This is a genomic window from Brevundimonas lutea (assembly GCF_003704105.1).
Taxonomy (GTDB): Bacteria; Pseudomonadota; Alphaproteobacteria; order Caulobacterales; family Caulobacteraceae; genus Brevundimonas; species Brevundimonas lutea.
Genome location: NZ_QUOQ01000007.1, coordinates 49,061 through 65,129, shown reverse-complemented (window position 1 = coordinate 65,129; position 16,069 = coordinate 49,061). Strand labels below are relative to the sequence as shown.

Annotated in this window: 12 protein-coding genes; 5 read left to right on the top strand and 7 right to left on the bottom strand. The window is 66.6% G+C overall.

Annotation, left to right across the window (positions count from 1 at the left end; translation table 11 throughout):
- Window positions 1-48: 48 nt before the first annotated feature.
- From EES48_RS12800 to EES48_RS12785, 4 genes are all read right to left on the bottom strand, one after another.
- A complete protein-coding gene (locus tag EES48_RS12800; protein WP_162998158.1) occupies window positions 49-534 on the bottom strand; it encodes a phasin family protein in 486 nt (161 codons plus the stop codon).
- Complete coding sequence (locus EES48_RS12795; protein ID WP_122467825.1) at window positions 527-1,333, bottom strand: creatininase family protein; 807 nt, start codon at window positions 1,331-1,333, stop codon at window positions 527-529. Before EES48_RS12795 ends, EES48_RS12800 begins: the two co-directional genes overlap by 8 nt.
- 70 nt (window positions 1,334-1,403) lie before the next feature.
- On the bottom strand, window positions 1,404-2,612 hold the full coding sequence (locus EES48_RS12790; RefSeq protein ID WP_122467823.1) for a DNA recombination protein RmuC: 1,209 nt from the start codon (window positions 2,610-2,612) through the stop codon (window positions 1,404-1,406).
- An 86-nt stretch (window positions 2,613-2,698) separates the two neighbouring features.
- Window positions 2,699-2,833, bottom strand: coding sequence for an entericidin A/B family lipoprotein (locus EES48_RS12785; protein WP_122467820.1), 135 nt, complete (start codon window positions 2,831-2,833; stop codon window positions 2,699-2,701).
- 104 nt (window positions 2,834-2,937) lie between these two features.
- Here EES48_RS12785 and EES48_RS12780 point away from each other — a divergent pair, with 104 nt between their 5' ends.
- Both EES48_RS12780 and EES48_RS12775 read left to right on the top strand, forming a co-directional pair.
- Window positions 2,938-4,611, top strand: a complete 1,674-nt coding sequence (locus EES48_RS12780; RefSeq protein ID WP_122467817.1) for a thiamine pyrophosphate-binding protein — start codon at window positions 2,938-2,940, stop codon at window positions 4,609-4,611.
- A gap of 61 nt (window positions 4,612-4,672) precedes the next feature.
- Window positions 4,673-6,511, top strand: coding sequence for a DUF885 domain-containing protein (locus EES48_RS12775; protein ID WP_122467815.1), 1,839 nt, complete (start codon window positions 4,673-4,675; stop codon window positions 6,509-6,511).
- A gap of 6 nt (window positions 6,512-6,517) precedes the next feature.
- Here EES48_RS12775 and EES48_RS12770 read toward each other — a convergent pair whose 3' ends face one another.
- Both EES48_RS12770 and EES48_RS12765 read right to left on the bottom strand, forming a co-directional pair.
- Window positions 6,518-9,601, bottom strand: a complete 3,084-nt coding sequence (locus EES48_RS12770) for an efflux RND transporter permease subunit (RefSeq protein WP_122467812.1) — start codon at window positions 9,599-9,601, stop codon at window positions 6,518-6,520.
- Window positions 9,602-9,610: 9 nt separating this feature from the next.
- Window positions 9,611-10,750 (bottom strand): efflux RND transporter periplasmic adaptor subunit, encoded by a 1,140-nt coding sequence (locus EES48_RS12765; RefSeq protein ID WP_240623356.1) that lies wholly within the window; start codon window positions 10,748-10,750, stop codon window positions 9,611-9,613.
- Window positions 10,751-10,919: 169 nt separating this feature from the next.
- Between EES48_RS12765 and lepA the strand changes: the two genes are divergently transcribed.
- Both lepA and EES48_RS12755 read left to right on the top strand, forming a co-directional pair.
- Window positions 10,920-12,728: a translation elongation factor 4 gene (gene lepA, locus EES48_RS12760; RefSeq protein WP_122467809.1), complete on the top strand. Its 1,809-nt coding sequence runs from the start codon at window positions 10,920-10,922 to the stop codon at window positions 12,726-12,728.
- 31 nt (window positions 12,729-12,759) lie between these two features.
- Window positions 12,760-13,920 (top strand): ATP-binding protein, encoded by a 1,161-nt coding sequence (locus EES48_RS12755; RefSeq protein ID WP_122467807.1) that lies wholly within the window; start codon window positions 12,760-12,762, stop codon window positions 13,918-13,920.
- Here the strand turns inward: EES48_RS12755 and EES48_RS12750 are convergent.
- A complete protein-coding gene (locus EES48_RS12750; protein ID WP_162998157.1) occupies window positions 13,917-14,828 on the bottom strand; it encodes a putative phage abortive infection protein in 912 nt (303 codons plus the stop codon). The genes EES48_RS12755 and EES48_RS12750 overlap by 4 nt on opposite strands.
- An 80-nt stretch (window positions 14,829-14,908) precedes the next feature.
- Between EES48_RS12750 and EES48_RS12745 the strand changes: the two genes are divergently transcribed.
- Complete coding sequence (locus tag EES48_RS12745) at window positions 14,909-16,066, top strand: hypothetical protein (protein ID WP_122467801.1); 1,158 nt, start codon at window positions 14,909-14,911, stop codon at window positions 16,064-16,066.
- Window positions 16,067-16,069 lie beyond the last annotated feature (3 nt).

Sequence of the window (16,069 nt, the reverse complement as noted above, 5' to 3'; positions counted from 1 at the left end):
TCGTTAGGGGAGGGACGCCGCCGCCTCTAGCATCCCCGCCCCCTCGCGTCAGCGGCCGACCTTCAGCCGCCGCGCATTGGCGGTCGTCGCCGCATGCAGCGGGGCCAGCGCCTCGCCCTGCGCCTTCATCATCATCGCCGAGGCCTCCAGCGCCCCGGTCCACGCCCGGCCCCACAGGCCCATGGCATAGTCGCTCTGCGCCGCCGCCATCGTCGGCAGGTCACGCGCCGCCAGCACCCGGTTCAGCGCCGTTCCGGCCAGCCGCGCCTCGGCCTCCGCCGTCCGCCCGGCCTCGGCCAGCATTTCCGCGCCGCCCGCCGCCAGCCGCCCGCCGGCCAGGGCGAAGGCCTCGACCTTCTCCGAGCCCATCAGGCCCATCTCGACCACATCGGCGCGCCTCGGATCGTCCAGCGCCGCCCGCGCGATTTCCAGCCGACGCGCCACCACGGCAGCCGTCGCCTCGGCCATCTCGCGCCCCAGCGCCGCCTGTCGCGCGCCCTCGCGGGCCAGGCTTTCCAGAGATGCTTTACCCATGACCATGCACCGGCGCCGACAGGGGCATGCGCTCGAATCCCGGCGACTGCTCCGCCCCGAACGCCCGCGCCTCCTTCAGCAGCGCCGGCGCCGCCAGGTCGATGATCTGGCGCCCCAGCTCCGGGCTGGCCAGGCTGGGGTCGGACCCGATCCGCCCGTCCGGGAACCGCGCGCGATAATCCAGGGCGTCGCGGATCGGCCCCACCGGCGCGATGCGCGGCACGCACTCGCCGGTCCGCGCGCTCTCAGGCCAGCGCGCCTGGGTCACCGCGATCTCCGACGGCGTCGCATGCATGCCGTGCCCCGAGGGGAACAGCCGGTTGCACAGCGCCAGCACCCCCGGCAGCTCCCACCAGTTGCGCAGGGTCAGCATGAACCCCGGCCGCTCCTCCATCAGCGACCAGTCGGCGTTGATCTCCGCGAAGGCGGCCTCGATCGTCGCCACATTCCCCCCGTGGCCGTTCAGGAAATAGATCCGCTCGAACCCGTGCCGCGTCAGGCTGGCGACCCAGTCCTGGATCGCCGCCATGAAGGTCGAGGGCCTCAGGGTGATTGTCCCCCCGAACGCCAAGTGGTGCTGGGCCATGCCGATGTTGAAGGTCGGGGCCACCATCAGGTCGCCGTCCAGTCCCTCGGCGGCCTCGGCGATGATCTGCGGACACATCCAGTCGGTGCCCAGCAGACCCGTCGGCCCGTGTTGCTCGTTCGAGCCGATCGGCACCACCACCGTCCGCGCCAGGACGTCGCCGCGCTCGATCCGCTCCTCGATCTCGAGCCAGGTGGAAAAGGGGATCAGCATGGGCGGTGGACTCTCCTGAACTCCCGATCCTTACGGCGCGTCGTCGGGTAAGACCACCGCCTGGGCCGACTCAGGCCAACTCCGGCCGACTCAGCGCGCGCGGGGCGGTTTCGACGGCCGGCAGCTCGGGCAGCTCCTTGCCTTCATGATCGACCTGCAGATCTTCAAAGCGCCGGGCCGAGACCATCACCTGGCTCTCCAGCGAGCCGACGAACTGGTTGTACTTGCCGCTGGCGGTCTCAAGCGCCTTGCCCAGCGCCGCGACGTGGCCGCCCATGACCGACAGGCGCTTGTAGAGCTCCTTGCCCAGGGTCGCGACCTTGTCGGCGTTTTTGGTCTGCTCCTCGGCCCGCCAGCCATAGGCGACCGCCTTGCACAGAGCGAACAGGGTAGTCGGGGTGACGATCAGCACGCGGCGGTCCATCGCCTCGCTCATCAGGTCGGGCTGGCGCTCCAGCGCCGCGGCCAGAAAGCCGTCGCCCGGCACGAACATGGCCACGAAGTCGGGCGAACCCTCGGCCTTGAACTGATCCCAATAGGCCTTGGCCGACAGCCCCTGCATATGGCTGCGCAGCGACTGAGCGTGACGCGCCAGACACTGGTCGCGCGTGGCGTCGTCCGGGCATTCCTGCGCCTCCAGAAAGGCGTTCAGCGAGGCCTTGGCGTCGATGGCGAAGACGCCGCCCCCCGGCATCCTCACCTTCACGTCGGGTCGCCGGCGCCCCTCCTCGGTGTCCAGCGAGAACTGTTCCTCGAAGTCGAACCGGTTGGCGAGGCCGGCGGCCTCCAGCACGTTCCTGAGGGTCTGTTCGCCCCAGCGGCCCTGGACCCCGGCGCCACGCCGCAGCGCCGCCGACAACTTGCGGGCCTCGCCCTGGGTGTCGACCGAGGCCTGCATCAGGGCGGCGATCTGGGCCTTGAGACCCCCGGTGTCCTCGACGCGGGACTTCTCCAGCGCGGCGACATGTTCCTGAAACTTGGTCAGCTGTTCCGCCACCGGCTTCAGCTGGGCCTCCATCCGCTCGCGCGCCAGGCGGTCCTGAGCCTGAAAGGTTTCGGTGGCCCGGGTGACCAGCTGGTCGGCGACCGCGCGTGCGGTCTCCCCGGCCTGAGCCCGAACCAGTTCGCCCATGGCGTCGCGGCTCTCCTCCATCAGCGCCAGCCTATGGGCGCCGGCGGCCAACTCCGACCGCGCCTCTTGCCAGCCCATGAAGGCCCAGACGAAACCGCCCATCGCAGCGACGGCGAACAGGAGGGAAGCGATGGTGACAGCGTTCATGCTCCGTTCTTTACGCGGAGTCGCCGCCAGGGCAAACTGGCCGTCAGGCTCGGATCACGTCCGAACCTGACGGCTTCGACAGTGGCTCAGCAGCGCCCTTGGGCGCCGCACTGAATGCCTTCGCCGGCGGCTTCGACGTCGGCGCCGACGCCACGAACGGTGTTGCAGGCCGAAACGGCCAGGGCGGCGGCGCACACCGCCAGAACCAGAATATTGCGCATGGGATATCTCCTGAAGTGGGCGAATGCCGCCGCTAATACGGTCTAGCTTGGCTTTGGTTGCGGCGGCTTGATGGCAAGCGCGCTTGAGGCTGCTAGAGCGGGGCATGACGAAAGCGTCCCAACCCCGGAACACCGCCGCCCGCCGCCTGGTCGACACCCTGGTGATGAACGGGATCGACACCGTCTTCTGCGTGCCGGGCGAGAGCTATCTGGCCGTGCTGGACGCCCTGGCCGATGTGGAGGACCGCATCCGGGTCATCACCTGTCGGCACGAGGCGGGGGCCGCCAACATGGCCGAGGCCTATGGCAAGCTGACCGGCAAGCCCGGCGTCTGCATGGTCACGCGCGGGCCGGGCGCCACCCACGCGTCCATCGGGGTTCATACGGCGCATCAGGACTCGACGCCGATGATCCTGTTCGTCGGCCAGATCGCCCTGACCGACCGGGGCCGCGGCGCCTTTCAGGAGGTCGACTACCGCCAGGTGTTCGGCGGCCTGGCCAAATGGGCGACCGAGATCGAGAGCCCCCAGCGCACGGTCGAGATCGTCGAGCGCGCCTTCGCCACGGCGCTGCAGGGCCGCATGGGCCCCGTGGTCATCGCTCTGCCGGAGGACATCCTGCACGAAGATGGCGGCCCGGCCCCGACCCGGCCGGTGACCCCGGCGCGCTCCGCCCTGCCGTCGACCTTCCTCGACGATCTGCGCATGCGCCTGTCGCGGGCCGAGCGGCCGCTGCTGGTGCTCGGCGGATCAGGCTGGACCGATGCGGCGGCCGGCGCCGTCGGCGACTGGGCCGAGCGCCTGGGCCTGCCGGTCTCCCTGTCGTTCCGCAGGAAGGACATCCTGTCGAATGACCGCGCGAACTACGCCGGCGACCTGGGTCTGGGCTGCAATCCCAAGCTGATGGCCCGCGCCCGAGAGGCCGATCTGTTGATCGCCATCGGCGCGCGGCTTGGCGAGAATCCGACCCAGGGCTACACCCTGTTCGACCGCGCGAAGACGGCCGAGACCCTGGTCCACATCCACCCGGGGCCGGAGGAGCTGGACCGGGTGTGGCCGACGCTGATGAGCGCCGCCGCCGATGTTTCCCTCGCCGCCGAAGCCATCGCCGGCATCGATCCGGGCCGCACCTGGGCCGACCTCGGCAAACAGGCCCGCGCCGACTACGAGGCCTTCTCCGCCGAGGTCGAGGTCACCGGCGCGGTGAACATGAGCCGCTGCATGGCCCACCTGGCCGAGGCCCTGCCGCATGACGCCATCCTGACCAACGGCGCGGGCAATTTCGCCGCCTGGCTGCACCGCTTTTACCGCCACCGCTCGTGCCGCACCCAGCTGGCCCCGACCTCCGGCGCCATGGGATACGGCTATCCCGCCGCCCTGGCCGCCAAGGCCGTCCATCCGGATCGGGAAGCCATCTGCGTCGCGGGCGACGGCGACTATCTGATGACCGGCCAGGAGCTGGCCACGGCCGTCCAACATGGTCTCGGCTGCGTCGTGATCGTGGTCGACAACGGCACCTACGGCACCATCCGCATGCACCAGGAAGGCCACTATCCCGGCCGCGTCATCGCCACCGACCTGAAGAACCCGGACTTCGTCGCCTATGCCCGCGCCTTCGGCGCCTTCGGGGTGCGCTGCGAAACCACCGAGGCCTTCCCCGACGCCCTGGATCAGGCCCGCGCCGCCGCCCGCGCCGGCCAGCCGGCCCTGCTGCACCTGATCACCTCCGCCGAGGACATCGCCCCCAACCGGACGATCAGCGGGCTGCGCAACGGCTGACCGCTTGCATCGAGGGCGCGCTTCGCGGACGGTCCCCGTCCCGTCGCCAAGGAGCGCCCGAATGCGCCGTCTGCTGATCTCGTCCGCCGCCCTCGCCCTGCTGGCCGGATGCGCCACCGCGCCCGCCGCGACCGCGCCGAACCCTGACGTCGCGGCGCCGACAGCCGGGGCCGAAGACGCGCAATTCACCGCCTTCCTGGACCAGGCCTTCGACGAGCGGGTGGCGTTGAGCCCGCAGCAGATGACGTCCCTCGGCATCAAGACCCACTACGACCGGCTCGACGACTACACCGCCGCTGCGGACGACCGTGAGCTTGACCTGGCGCGCAGCCAGCTGGCGCGGATGACCGCCGGGTTCGACCGCGACGCCCTGTCGCCGCAGGGCCAGCTCTCCTGGGATTTGTTCGAAGAGCAGGTTGAGCGCCAGATCGCCAACCAGCGCTGGCGCGACCACGGCTATGTCTTCGCCGCCAACGGCAATCCGGCGACCAGCCTGCCGGTGTTCATGATCAATTCGCACCGGATCGACAGCGTCGCCGACGCCGAGGCCTATGTCGCGCGTCTGGTCGAGTTCGAGCGCGTGCTGGGTGAAATTTCGACGGACGCCGAACGCCGCGCGGCGGAAGGCTTCGTGTCGCCCGCCTTCGTTTTCCCGATCACCCTGACCGATACCCGAAACGTCATCTCCGGCGCGCCCTTCGACGGGGGAGGGGACAATCCGGTCTGGGCCGATTTCTCCGAAAAGGTCGCCGCCCTCGACGCGCCCGAGGCCGAAAAGACTCGCCTGATGGCGGCCGGCCGCGCCGCCCTGACCGGCCCCTTCAAGCGAGGCTATGACCAGATCCTGGCGACGATCCAGCGTCTTCAGCCGATGGCGACCTCCAACGACGGCGTGTGGCGGCTGCCCGACGGCGCGGCTTACTACGCCCAGCGGGTGCGGCAATCCACGACCACTGACCTGACCCCGGACCAGGTCCACCAGATCGGCCTGGACGAGGTCGCCCGCATCCAGGGCGAGATGGAGGCCATCAAGACCCGGGTCGGCTTCACCGGCTCGCTTCAGGACTTCTTCGCCCACATCAAGACCGATCCGCGCTTCCAGTATCCGAACACCGCCGAGGGCCGCGAAACCTATCTTGTCGACGCCCGCGCCGCCGTGGCCGACGCCATGGAGGTGGCGCCCCGGTGGTTCCACACCCTGCCGCGCGCTGAGCTGGAGGTCCGCGCCGTCGAGGAATGGCGCCAGGAGACGGCCTCCGTCGCCTTCTACAATCGCCCGGCGCCGGACGGCTCACGGCCCGGCATCTACTACGTCAATCTGGCCGACATGACCCAGGTGCTGAAGCCCCAGGTCGAGGCCATCAGCTATCACGAGGGCGCGCCCGGCCACCATTTCCAGATCGCCCTGGTACAGGAGATCGAAGGCCTGCCCCGCTTCCGCCGCTTCGGCGGCTACGGCGCCTTTTCCGAAGGCTGGGGCCTCTACTCCGAGCTACTCGGCAAGGAGATGGGTTTCTATCAGGACCCCTATGCGGACTTCGGCCGCCTGTCGCTGGAGCTGTGGCGCGCCGCCCGGCTGGTCACCGACACCGGCCTGCACGCCAAGCGCTGGAGCCGCGAACGGGCCATCGAATACTTCCAGCAGAACACGCTTCTGTCCGAGCGCGACATCGTCAAGGAGGTCGAGCGCTACATCACCAACCCCGGCCAGGCGACCAGCTATAAGATCGGACAGCTCAAGATCCTCGAGCTGCGCGCCAGGGCCCGCGACGCCCTCGGCGACCGCTTCGACATCCGCGACTTCCACGCCGTGGTGCTGGGCGGCGGCGCCGTGCCGCTGGGCGTGCTGGAAGACCGCGTGGACGCCTGGATCGCGGCCGGCGGCGGTCGGCCGGGCTGAGCGTTTCTACTCCGCCGGCGCTGGCGCCTCGCCCTCAACCCGGCGATGCCCGGTGAACCGGCCGCCGATGCGGCGCTTCAGCCAGCCGGCGATGTCGTCGACGATGGTGAAGATGGCCGGGATGTAGAGCAGCGACAGGAAGGTCGAAGAGATCAGACCGCCGACCACGGCAATAGCCATGGGCGAGCGGAACTCGACATCGGCGCCCCAGCCCACCGCCACCGGCACCATCCCCGCGCCCATGGCGAAGGTGGTCATCAGGATTGGGCGCGCCCGCTTGTGGGCCGCGTCCATGATGGCGTCCCAGCGGCTCATCCCGTCCTTCTCGGCCATGATGATGTAGTCGACCAGCAGGATGGAGTTCTTGGCCGCGATGCCCATCAGCATCAGCACGCCGATCAGGGACGACAGCGAGAAGCTGGACCCCATCAGCACCAGACCGACGAAGGCGCCGCCGATGGCCAGGGGCAGGGCCGCCATGATGGTGATCGGATAGGCGAAGCTTTTGAACAGCAGGACCAGCACCGCATACATGAGCAGGATGCCCGTGGCGAAAGCGATGGCGAAGCCCGTGACCATCTCCTGAATGAACTCGGCGTCGCCGGCCGGGACCTGGCGCACCCCGGCGGGCAGGTTCTGGACCGACGCCAGTTGCTGCACCCGGCGCGAGGCTTCTCCCGTCAGGATGCCGTCCAATTCCGCAGTGATGGAGGCGACACGGGCGCGGTCCTGGCGGCTGACCGTCGCCGGGCCCGCGCCAAATTCGATCGTGGCGACCGATGACAGCGGCACAGTCGCGCCCGACGCCGTCGGCACGCGCAGGGTCTCGATCACCGACAGGTCGGAGCGGGCGTCTTCCGTCAGCACCAGGCGGATCGGGATCTGACGGTCGCCGAGATTGAACTTGGGCAGGTTCTGATCGACGTCGCCGATGGTGGCGACCCGCACCGCCTGGGAGATAGCGCCGGTGGACACTCCGACCAGTGCGGCCTGATCCGGGCGGGGAGTGACCAGGATCTCGGGCCGGGCGATCGCGGCGGAGTTGACCACATTGGCCAGTCCGGGGACGCCCCGCATCTCGGACTCGATGCGCCTCGCCGCCTCCTCCAGCGCCTCGGGATCATCCGACAGGATGGAGAAGGTGTAGCGGGTGCCGTCCGACGGGCCGCCACCCTGCTGGGCGATGCCGGCGGCGATGCGCGCGCCGGGGATGGCGTCGAACTGATCGACCATCTCGCGGGCGAACTGCTGTTGGGTCAGGTCGCGCTGGCCCGGCTGGACCATGTCGGCGTAGACGTTTGCTTGATTGACGTCTTGACCGCCGACGGCGGCATAGACCGAGGTCACCTCGGGACGGGCCTGCAGCTCGCGGGTCACCCGCTGCACCACCGTGTCGGTCTGGCGCAGGGTCGATCCCGGCGGCAGCTCGACCTGGAAGGCGGCCCGCGACTGGTCGGCGGTCGGCTGGAACTCGAAGGCCAGGCGCGAGCCCAGTACGATGCAGCCGGCGAACAGGGCGATGCCCAGGCCGAACACCTTCCAGCGGTTCTTCAGGCACCAGGAAAGCGCGCGCAGATAGCCGCCCATCCACGGCGGATCGCGGTCCTCGTGCTTGGTGTGGCGCAGCATATAGGCCGCCATCAGAGGCGTCAGGGTACGCGCGACCAGCAGGGAGAAGGCCACCGACACACAAGCCGCCAGGGCGAAGGCCTTGAAGAACTGGCCGACGATGCCGGGCATGAATCCGACGGGCGCGAACACGGCGATGATGGTCGAGGTGGTGGCGACCACCGCCAGGCCGATCTCGTCGGCCGCTTCGATCGAGGCGTCATACGGCGACTTCCCGCCTCGCATATGTCGGACGATGTTCTCGATCTCGACGATGGCGTCATCGACCAGAATGCCGATGGTCAGCGACAGCGCCAGCAGCGTCACTACGTTCAGGGACTGATCCAGTGGGCCCAGGATCATGAAGGTCGGGATCAGCGACAGCGGCATGGCCGTGGCCGCGATCACCGTGGCTCGCCAGTCCCTCAGGAAGATGAACACCACCACGACGGCCAGAGCCGCGCCCAGCAGCAGCGCCTCGATCGAGGCCAGATAGCTCTCCTCGATATATTCAACGCTGGCGGTGACCTGTTCGATGGTCAGGTCGTCGCGGGCTTCGTCGATGTCGGCCACAACTTCGCGAACGCGCTGCGCCACGGTCACCTCGGACGCCGTGCGCGACCGCAGGAAGCTGAAGGTCACCGCCTCCTGACCATTGTAGCGGGCCAGGCGGCGCGGCTCGGACCAGCTGTCGGTCACTGCGCCCAAGTCGCCGAGCCTGACGGTGCGTCCGCTTTGCAGCGGAATCAGAGTCTCACCCAGCTGCTCGACGGAATCGGCCGAGCCCAGGGTGCGGATCGCCCGCTCGGACCCGGCCACGGTGACGCGGCCGCCCGGCAGGTCGGAATTGACGCTGGTCAGGGCCTGGCTGATCGCCGCCGCCGTGACGCCGTAAGAGGCCAGCCGGTCGGGATCCAGCTCGACCCGAATCTCGCGATCCACGCCGCCCGAGCGGTTGACTTCGCCAACCCCGCCCACCGCCAGCAGCGCTCGGCTCATGTCGTTGTCGATGAACCAGCTGATCTCCTCGGGGCTCATCGTCGGCGAGCGAACCACATAGGTGATCAGGGCGTCGCCGGTGATGTCGATGCGCTGGACCGCCGGCTCCTGCATGTCCTGGGGCAGGTCGGCGCGCAGGCCAGACATGGCGTTGCGCACATCGTTGGTGGCGCGCTCGGTGTCGGTGCCCAGCTCGAACTCGATGGTGGTCGAGGACACGCCGTCGGTGATGTTGGAATAGACCCGCCGCACCCCGGCCAGGCCGGTGATCGAATCCTCGATCAGGCGCGTGACCTGCACCTCCATCTCCGCCGGTGCGGCGCCCGGCCGGGCGGCCGTGACGGCGACCAGCGGAAAGTCGATGTCCGGGTTGTTGTTCACCCGCATGCCCATGAAGCTGATCACCCCGGCGAGGGTCAGCAGCACGAACAGCAGGATGATCGGGATCGGGTTGCGGATCGACCAGGAGGAAATCTGGTTCATGGCCGGACCTCAGCCGGCCGTCTTGGCGGCCGGGGCGGGAGCGGGGCGAGCCGGTGCGGCGGTCGGCTGGACCACGCGCACCACATCGCCCTCGCCGAGGAAGCCGGCGCCCTCGACCACGACGCGCGCGCCCTCGGCCACGCCGTCGACCGAGGTCTCGGCTTCGGACCTGGCCAACACCCGCACGGGTTGGAAGCGGACGCGGTTCTCGGCGCCCAGCACATAGACGCCGGCGCGGTTCTCGCGGAACAGCACCGAGGCTGTCGGCACCACCACGGCAGGCTGGGCCCCCACGGCGATCTCGGCGCGGCCGAACATGCCGGGACGGAAGGATCCGGGTGCCGCGAGGGCGATGCGCGCCACCCCCAGGCGCGTCTCGGCGTCGACCTCGGGCGTCACGATGCGCACCCGGCCCGCCGCCTGGCCGACCTGGTCGGAGCTGACCGTCGCCGATTGTCCGGCGCGGACAAGATTCAGCTCGGTCTCGGGAACTTGGGCGTCCAGCTCCAGCCGGCCGTCGCGCACCAGGCGGAACAGTTCGACCCCGGCGTCGACGATCTGGCCTCGGGTGACGCTGCGGCTGATGATCAGGCCGGACACGGGCGCACGGATTACCGCCTGGTCCAGACGGGCGCGGGTCTCGGCCAAGGCGGCCCGGCTCTGGCTGAGCTGGGCCTGGGCCGAGCGCTCCTCGGAGATGGCGAGATCCAGCGACGCCTGGGACAGGAAGCCCCGTCCGTTCAGTTCACGAGCCCGCGACAGGTCGCCCGCCTCGCGGTCGGCGTTGGCTTCGGCGGCCTCGACCGACGCCTGCTGCTGGGTCAGTTGCGCTCGCAACAGGGTGTCGTTCATCCGCACCAGGGGTTGGCCCTGGCGCACATACTGGCCCTCGTCGGCCAGCACGGCGACGGCGGTCAGGCCTCCGGCCTCGGCGCCGACCGGCACCTCTTCCCAGGCCGAGATCGCGCCGGACGCCGTGACGGTGCGGTCCAGCGCCGCGGTTCGGGCGGTGCTCACGGTGACGGTTTGGCTGGAGGCGGCGCCCTCCTTTTCCGCACCCGCTTCCTGCCCGCCATGACAGGCGGCGAGGCCGAGCACGGCGGCGAGGATGGCGAGGCGGAGCGGCAGGCGAGAGGGGCGGGTCAGCACGCGGAGACGTCCCTGATAACGGCGGCGGGGAGGCCGATCGAACCCCCTTAGATCACGGCCGCGTGTCCGAAAACCGGCGGAGCGCCGAATGACCAAGGTTTAATCTCGGCGGCGCCAATGGGGTCCGGGCCTCGCGCGCGGGGGCCGGGCGTGGTAGGCGCCGGGCGCCATGTCGAACACCCCCCTCCAGCGCATCCGCAACTTTTCGATCGTCGCCCATATTGATCATGGGAAATCAACGCTTTCCGATCGGCTGATCCAGGAAACCGGGGGGCTGACGGCGCGCGAGATGAGCTCCCAGGTGCTCGACAATATGGAGATCGAGCAGGAGCGGGGGATCACCATCAAGGCGCAGACCGTGCGTCTGAACTACACCGCCCAGGATGGGGAAACCTATGTCCTGAACCTGATGGACACGCCGGGCCATGTGGACTTCGCCTATGAGGTCAGCCGCAGCCTGGCCGCCTGCGAGGGCTCGATCCTGGTGGTGGATGCGTCGCAAGGGGTCGAGGCCCAGACCCTGGCCAATGTCTATCAGGCGATCGACAACAATCACGAGATCGTCCCCGTCCTGAACAAGATCGATCTGCCGGCCGCCGAGCCCGAGCGGGTCCGCGCCCAGATCGAGGACGTCATCGGCATCGACGCCTCCGACGCCGTGCTGTGTTCGGCCAAGTCGGGCATCGGCATCGCCGACGTGCTGGAGGCCGTCGTCACCCGCCTGCCCGCGCCCCAGGGCGACGAGACCAAGCCGCTGAAGGCCATGCTGGTCGACGCCTGGTACGACCCGTACCTGGGCGTGGTGCTGCTGGTCCGCGTCTTCGATGGCCGGCTGAAGGCCGGGATGCGGGTCAAGATGATGCAGAACGGCTCGACCCACCTGGTCGACCGGGTCGGGGTCTTTCTGCCCAAGAACACCCCGGTCGAGAGCCTGGGGCCCGGCGAGATCGGCTTCATCACCGCCCAGATCAAGGAGGTCGCCCACGCCGCCGTCGGCGACACCATCACCGACGAGAAGAAGCCCACCGACGCCCCGCTGAAGGGGTTCAAGGAGGTGCAGTCGGTGGTGTTCTGCGGCCTGTTCCCGGTCGACGCCGCCGATTTCGAGGACCTGCGCGCCGCCATCGGCCGCCTGCGCCTGAACGACGCCTCCTTCACCTATGAGATGGAGAGCTCGGCCGCCCTCGGCTTCGGCTTCCGCTGCGGATTCCTGGGGCTGCTGCACCTGGAGATCATCCAGGAGCGTCTCAGCCGCGAATTCAATCTGGACCTGATCGCGACCGCGCCGTCGGTGGTCTATAAGCTGAAGCTGCGCGACGGCTCGGACGTCGACCTGCACAACCCGGCCGACCTGCCCGACGTGATGCAGATCCTGGAAATCTCCGAGCCCTGGATCAAGGCCACCATCATGACCCCGGACGAGTATCTGGGCGGGGTGATCAAGCTGTGCCAGGACCGCCGCGGCGAGCAGAAGGAGCTGTCCTATGTCGGCAGCCGCGCCATGGTGGTCTATGAGCTGCCGCTGAACGAGGTGGTGTTCGACTTCTACGACCGGCTGAAATCCATCTCAAAGGGATACGCCAGCTTCGACTACGAGCTGGCCGACTACCGCGTCGGCGACCTGGTCAAGATGAACATCCTGGTCAACGCCGAGCCGGTGGACGCCCTGTCGATGCTGGTCCACCGCTCACGCGCCGAGACGCGCGGCCGGGGCATGGTCGAGAAGATGAAGGAGCTGATCCCCTCGCACCTGTTCCAGATCCCGATCCAGGCCGCCATCGGCGGCAAGATCATCGCCCGCGAGACGGTCCGCGCGCTGAGGAAGGACGTCACCGCCAAATGCTACGGCGGCGACGCGACGCGAAAGAAGAAGCTTCTGGAGAAACAGAAGGAAGGCAAGAAGCGGATGCGCCAGTTCGGCAAGGTCGAGATCCCGCAGGAAGCCTTCATCGCGGCGCTGAAGATGGATGGGGATTGAGGGTTTGGCCGATCTACCTTAGGGAGTGGGCATGCCGAAATTTACACCTACGAACCCGCCAGCAAGGGTGTTCACGCCCAGAGCATCTGACATCAATGATCGGATGTATGTTCGGCGTGAAGAGTTAGAAGAAAAGCTTCGTCGTGCTTTGAGCTCCACAAAATTTATTGTTATCCATGGCGAAAGTGGAAACGGTAAGACTTGGCTTTACAAAAAGATTTTCCGTGAACTCGACGTCTTCACACAGGTGATGAACCTCTCGACCGCTGACTCGATGGGGAGCCTTTCTGCTGCAATCGAAAGCAAGATGGCCGAGTCTGGTATCGAACCTGACTTTGGTTCTGTCAGTTCGTTGCTCCGTTTTGTGCAATATATTCGCCATCAGGCGGGGTCTCGCCAAGCCGTCCTTGTTTTAGATAACTTTGAACAGGTGGTGGACAATGATAAAATACTTCGTGAAATCGCGGCTGCGATAATATCCGCTGACGATGAATCGGTCGCGGCCGCTAATGTAAAAATCGTTATCGTCGGCACGCCCAATGACATTCGCGCCATGATTTCGAAGCTTGCAAGCGGGTCTACGATCTCAAATCGATTGACGGAGATTCCTGAGGTAGCAAGAATGAGTCAGGCGGAGGCCGTTGATCTTATTGAGAGAGGATTAGAAAGAGAGATTGGACTCAATATAACTGTCGATAAAACGCAGTTGCTCCATGATATATCCTGGAAGACTGACAGAATCGCTCAGCATATTCATGAGTTTTGTCTTAATATTGCCTATGAAGCCATTAAAAACGATGGAGAAATTTCTAACGAGGTAGTATCAATCGCGGAGAGGCAGTGGATGGATGAGTATCTCTCGGCGGATTGGGCCATCATTGACGGGATAATGAACGCTCGAGAGACGCGCGCAGGACGCAAGAATCAGGTCATCTTTGCTCTTGGTCAGTGCGAAACTGAGGATTTCACATCGACCGACATTGAACGGATTGTTCGGGACGAATTTCCGGTCAGCACTGCGAATGTAGGACTAAATGTAATACAAATTCTGGCTGGCTTCAGCAAAGAATCCAGCCCTATGATTCGCAGAACGCCTAAAAATAACGCCTATCGGCTTGTGTCGCCAAAATTTCGTATGGCGATACGATCGCGGCTGGCAAAAAATGATCACGAGCGAGTAATTGTTGTCTAGAAGTCTGAGAGCCATTTAATGTGGCTAGGGTCCAAAAGCATTTCTTTAGGTAAATTGTCGAACAGATCGATTTTCTTCGCCAGATCTTTGAATGCCGCTCCTCGCGTGGTCAGTGAATTGTAGTATAACAGCACGAGTTCTTGATCCGATAGCTGCGATCTGAGCATCTTCCCGTGATATGGCTGAAAGTAGCGGTGAGCTATGATGTAGCGTGTGATATTGAATAGATGTCTATAATAGTGTCCTAGCTCGGTATTTTTTCGCGACCAATATTCGTTATATGCCTCAGTTATAATGTCTATCTCATCACTTCCGGACATTTCGCGCTTTTTTGAAAAATACGCGCGTTGGAGGTGCGAAAGAAAGTTGTTGAAGCAGTCTCGTCCGTGTCTTTGCTTACTATCTCCCAAATTAAGATCTATGCTCGTCACGATGCTGTTGTGAAGTGAAAGCATCTGGAAAAATGACGACTCAAATAACTGGCGTCCAGATATATCGTTCTGGGTAGCGAGCGCCTCGGCTGATTTGGCGAGCTCACCTCGTGTCTCTTTAAGTTCGCGATGTTGAAGCAGGATCGTTGCAAGCACACCCATAAACGTGATGAAGGTCAGTATCGGGTTGAGAAACCCCCCGAAGAAATCCCCTAACTGGCCTGGCTCACCCCACGTCCCCAGCCAGACGGTGGCCGCGAAAACAACGATGATCGCCAGTGCCGCGGTCACAAAAAGGCGATAAAGCCCGTCAGTGTCATGGGTATGGTGATCTGGGTCGAGCGTCAGATCAAACCATCGCCTAAACATGGCCCTCAGCCTCTTCTCAGCCGCTTCAAGATGCCAGTCCATGTCGGCTGACCGACGTACCTTAAAGCCGGCTTCGACAGCATGAAACAACGAAAGCGCTCTCGCCAAGTATCGGTTCTAAGCTGCCACTGTCAGAGACGGTTAACCCCCGACCGCTTCTGACGCATGCGCGCGCCAACCTCCTCGGCATGTCCCGCGCCGTTCCGCCTGCTCGCGCCACGCATTATCGGCTGTCGGCCGAGACCTGGGCCTTGATCGCGGAGGAGTATGCGGGCGGGGCCAGCGCGAAGGAGGTGGCGGCGAAGTGGAAGGTGTCGGCGGGGTCGGTCTATCGGCGGGCCTGTCTGGACGGGTTCACCAAGGCGGCGGTGGGGGACGCTCGGGCTCGGGAGCATGCTGCGCGGGTGGAGGCCGGGGAGGCGGAGGCTGAGGCCGAGGCTGCCGCTCCGGCCAAGACGCGGCGGCGGCGGCCCGCGCCGTACAAGCGCAAGGGGCCGGAGACCTGGGATTTGATCGCGGAGCTGTATCTGGCGGGAGCGCCGGCGCGGGTGCTGGCCGAACGCTATGGGGTGACGGCGGACAATATCTGGCGCCGCGCGCGTCGGCATGGCTGGTCTCGGCCGCGACAGGCGCGGGCGCGGGAGCGGGCCAAGGGCCAGGGGGTGGTGCTGGAGGACCTGCTGGTCCCGCCGCTGGACCCGTTCGACGACGCGGGCGATCCGGCGGTGCTGGCGCGGCAGGCGTTGAGTGGCGTGGCCGAGGCGATGCGGCAGAACCGGCTGGGCGAGGCGAGGACGCTGGCGGCGCTGGCCGCGAGCCTGAGCCAGGCGGCCAAGGCGCGGGAGGCGGCCGCGAGCGGCGGCGGGCGGGGTGGCCGGGGGACGGTGACGCTGGACCAGCTGGTCGACTGCATCACCGGGGATCAGGCGGTTCTGAGAGCGCTTCTGGCTATCGACCCCGACGGCCGACATTCGCATCCGGCCAAGAGCCGCTATTGGCAGTGGAAGGAAGAGCAGCGCAAGGAGCACTGGAACGCCACGGTGCTGGTGGCGCGCGACATCCGCGAGGCGATCCTGTCGTGGGCGCGCTGGGCCGTGGCGCGCGAGATCGAGACGGGCGTGCGGGTCGAGCCCCTGCCCGGCGACTGGTACCAGATGGAGCGGGCGGTGCTGCTGCGCGGCGGCTGGATCGGGCCGCAGGGCGAGCAGTGGCGCGACGAGGAGGTGGAGAAGGCCCGGCGCGGCGAGCCGGTGGCGCCGCCGCCGCGGGACCAGCACGGCCGGCCGCTGTGGACCTATCTGGGGCCTGACGGCGAGCCGTTGTCATTCGACGACGACGCGGCCTAAGAG

Excerpts from the sequence above, each read along its gene's own strand:
- EES48_RS12775 (WP_122467815.1), top strand. The coding sequence starts at position 4,673 with ATGCGCCGTCTGCTGATCTCGTCCGCCGCCCTCGCCCTGCTGGCCGGA.
- EES48_RS12790 (WP_122467823.1), bottom strand. The coding sequence starts at position 2,612 with ATGAACGCTGTCACCATCGCTTCCCTCCTGTTCGCCGTCGCTGCGATG.
- EES48_RS12755 (WP_122467807.1), top strand. The coding sequence starts at position 12,760 with ATGCCGAAATTTACACCTACGAACCCGCCAGCAAGGGTGTTCACGCCC.
- EES48_RS12800 (WP_162998158.1), bottom strand. The coding sequence starts at position 534 with ATGGGTAAAGCATCTCTGGAAAGCCTGGCCCGCGAGGGCGCGCGACAG.
- EES48_RS12745 (WP_122467801.1), top strand. The coding sequence starts at position 14,909 with ATGTCCCGCGCCGTTCCGCCTGCTCGCGCCACGCATTATCGGCTGTCG.
- EES48_RS12785 (WP_122467820.1), bottom strand. The coding sequence starts at position 2,833 with ATGCGCAATATTCTGGTTCTGGCGGTGTGCGCCGCCGCCCTGGCCGTT.
- EES48_RS12780 (WP_122467817.1), top strand. The coding sequence starts at position 2,938 with ATGACGAAAGCGTCCCAACCCCGGAACACCGCCGCCCGCCGCCTGGTC.
- EES48_RS12795 (WP_122467825.1), bottom strand. The coding sequence starts at position 1,333 with ATGCTGATCCCCTTTTCCACCTGGCTCGAGATCGAGGAGCGGATCGAG.
- lepA (WP_122467809.1), top strand. The coding sequence starts at position 10,920 with ATGTCGAACACCCCCCTCCAGCGCATCCGCAACTTTTCGATCGTCGCC.
- EES48_RS12770 (WP_122467812.1), bottom strand. The coding sequence starts at position 9,601 with ATGAACCAGATTTCCTCCTGGTCGATCCGCAACCCGATCCCGATCATC.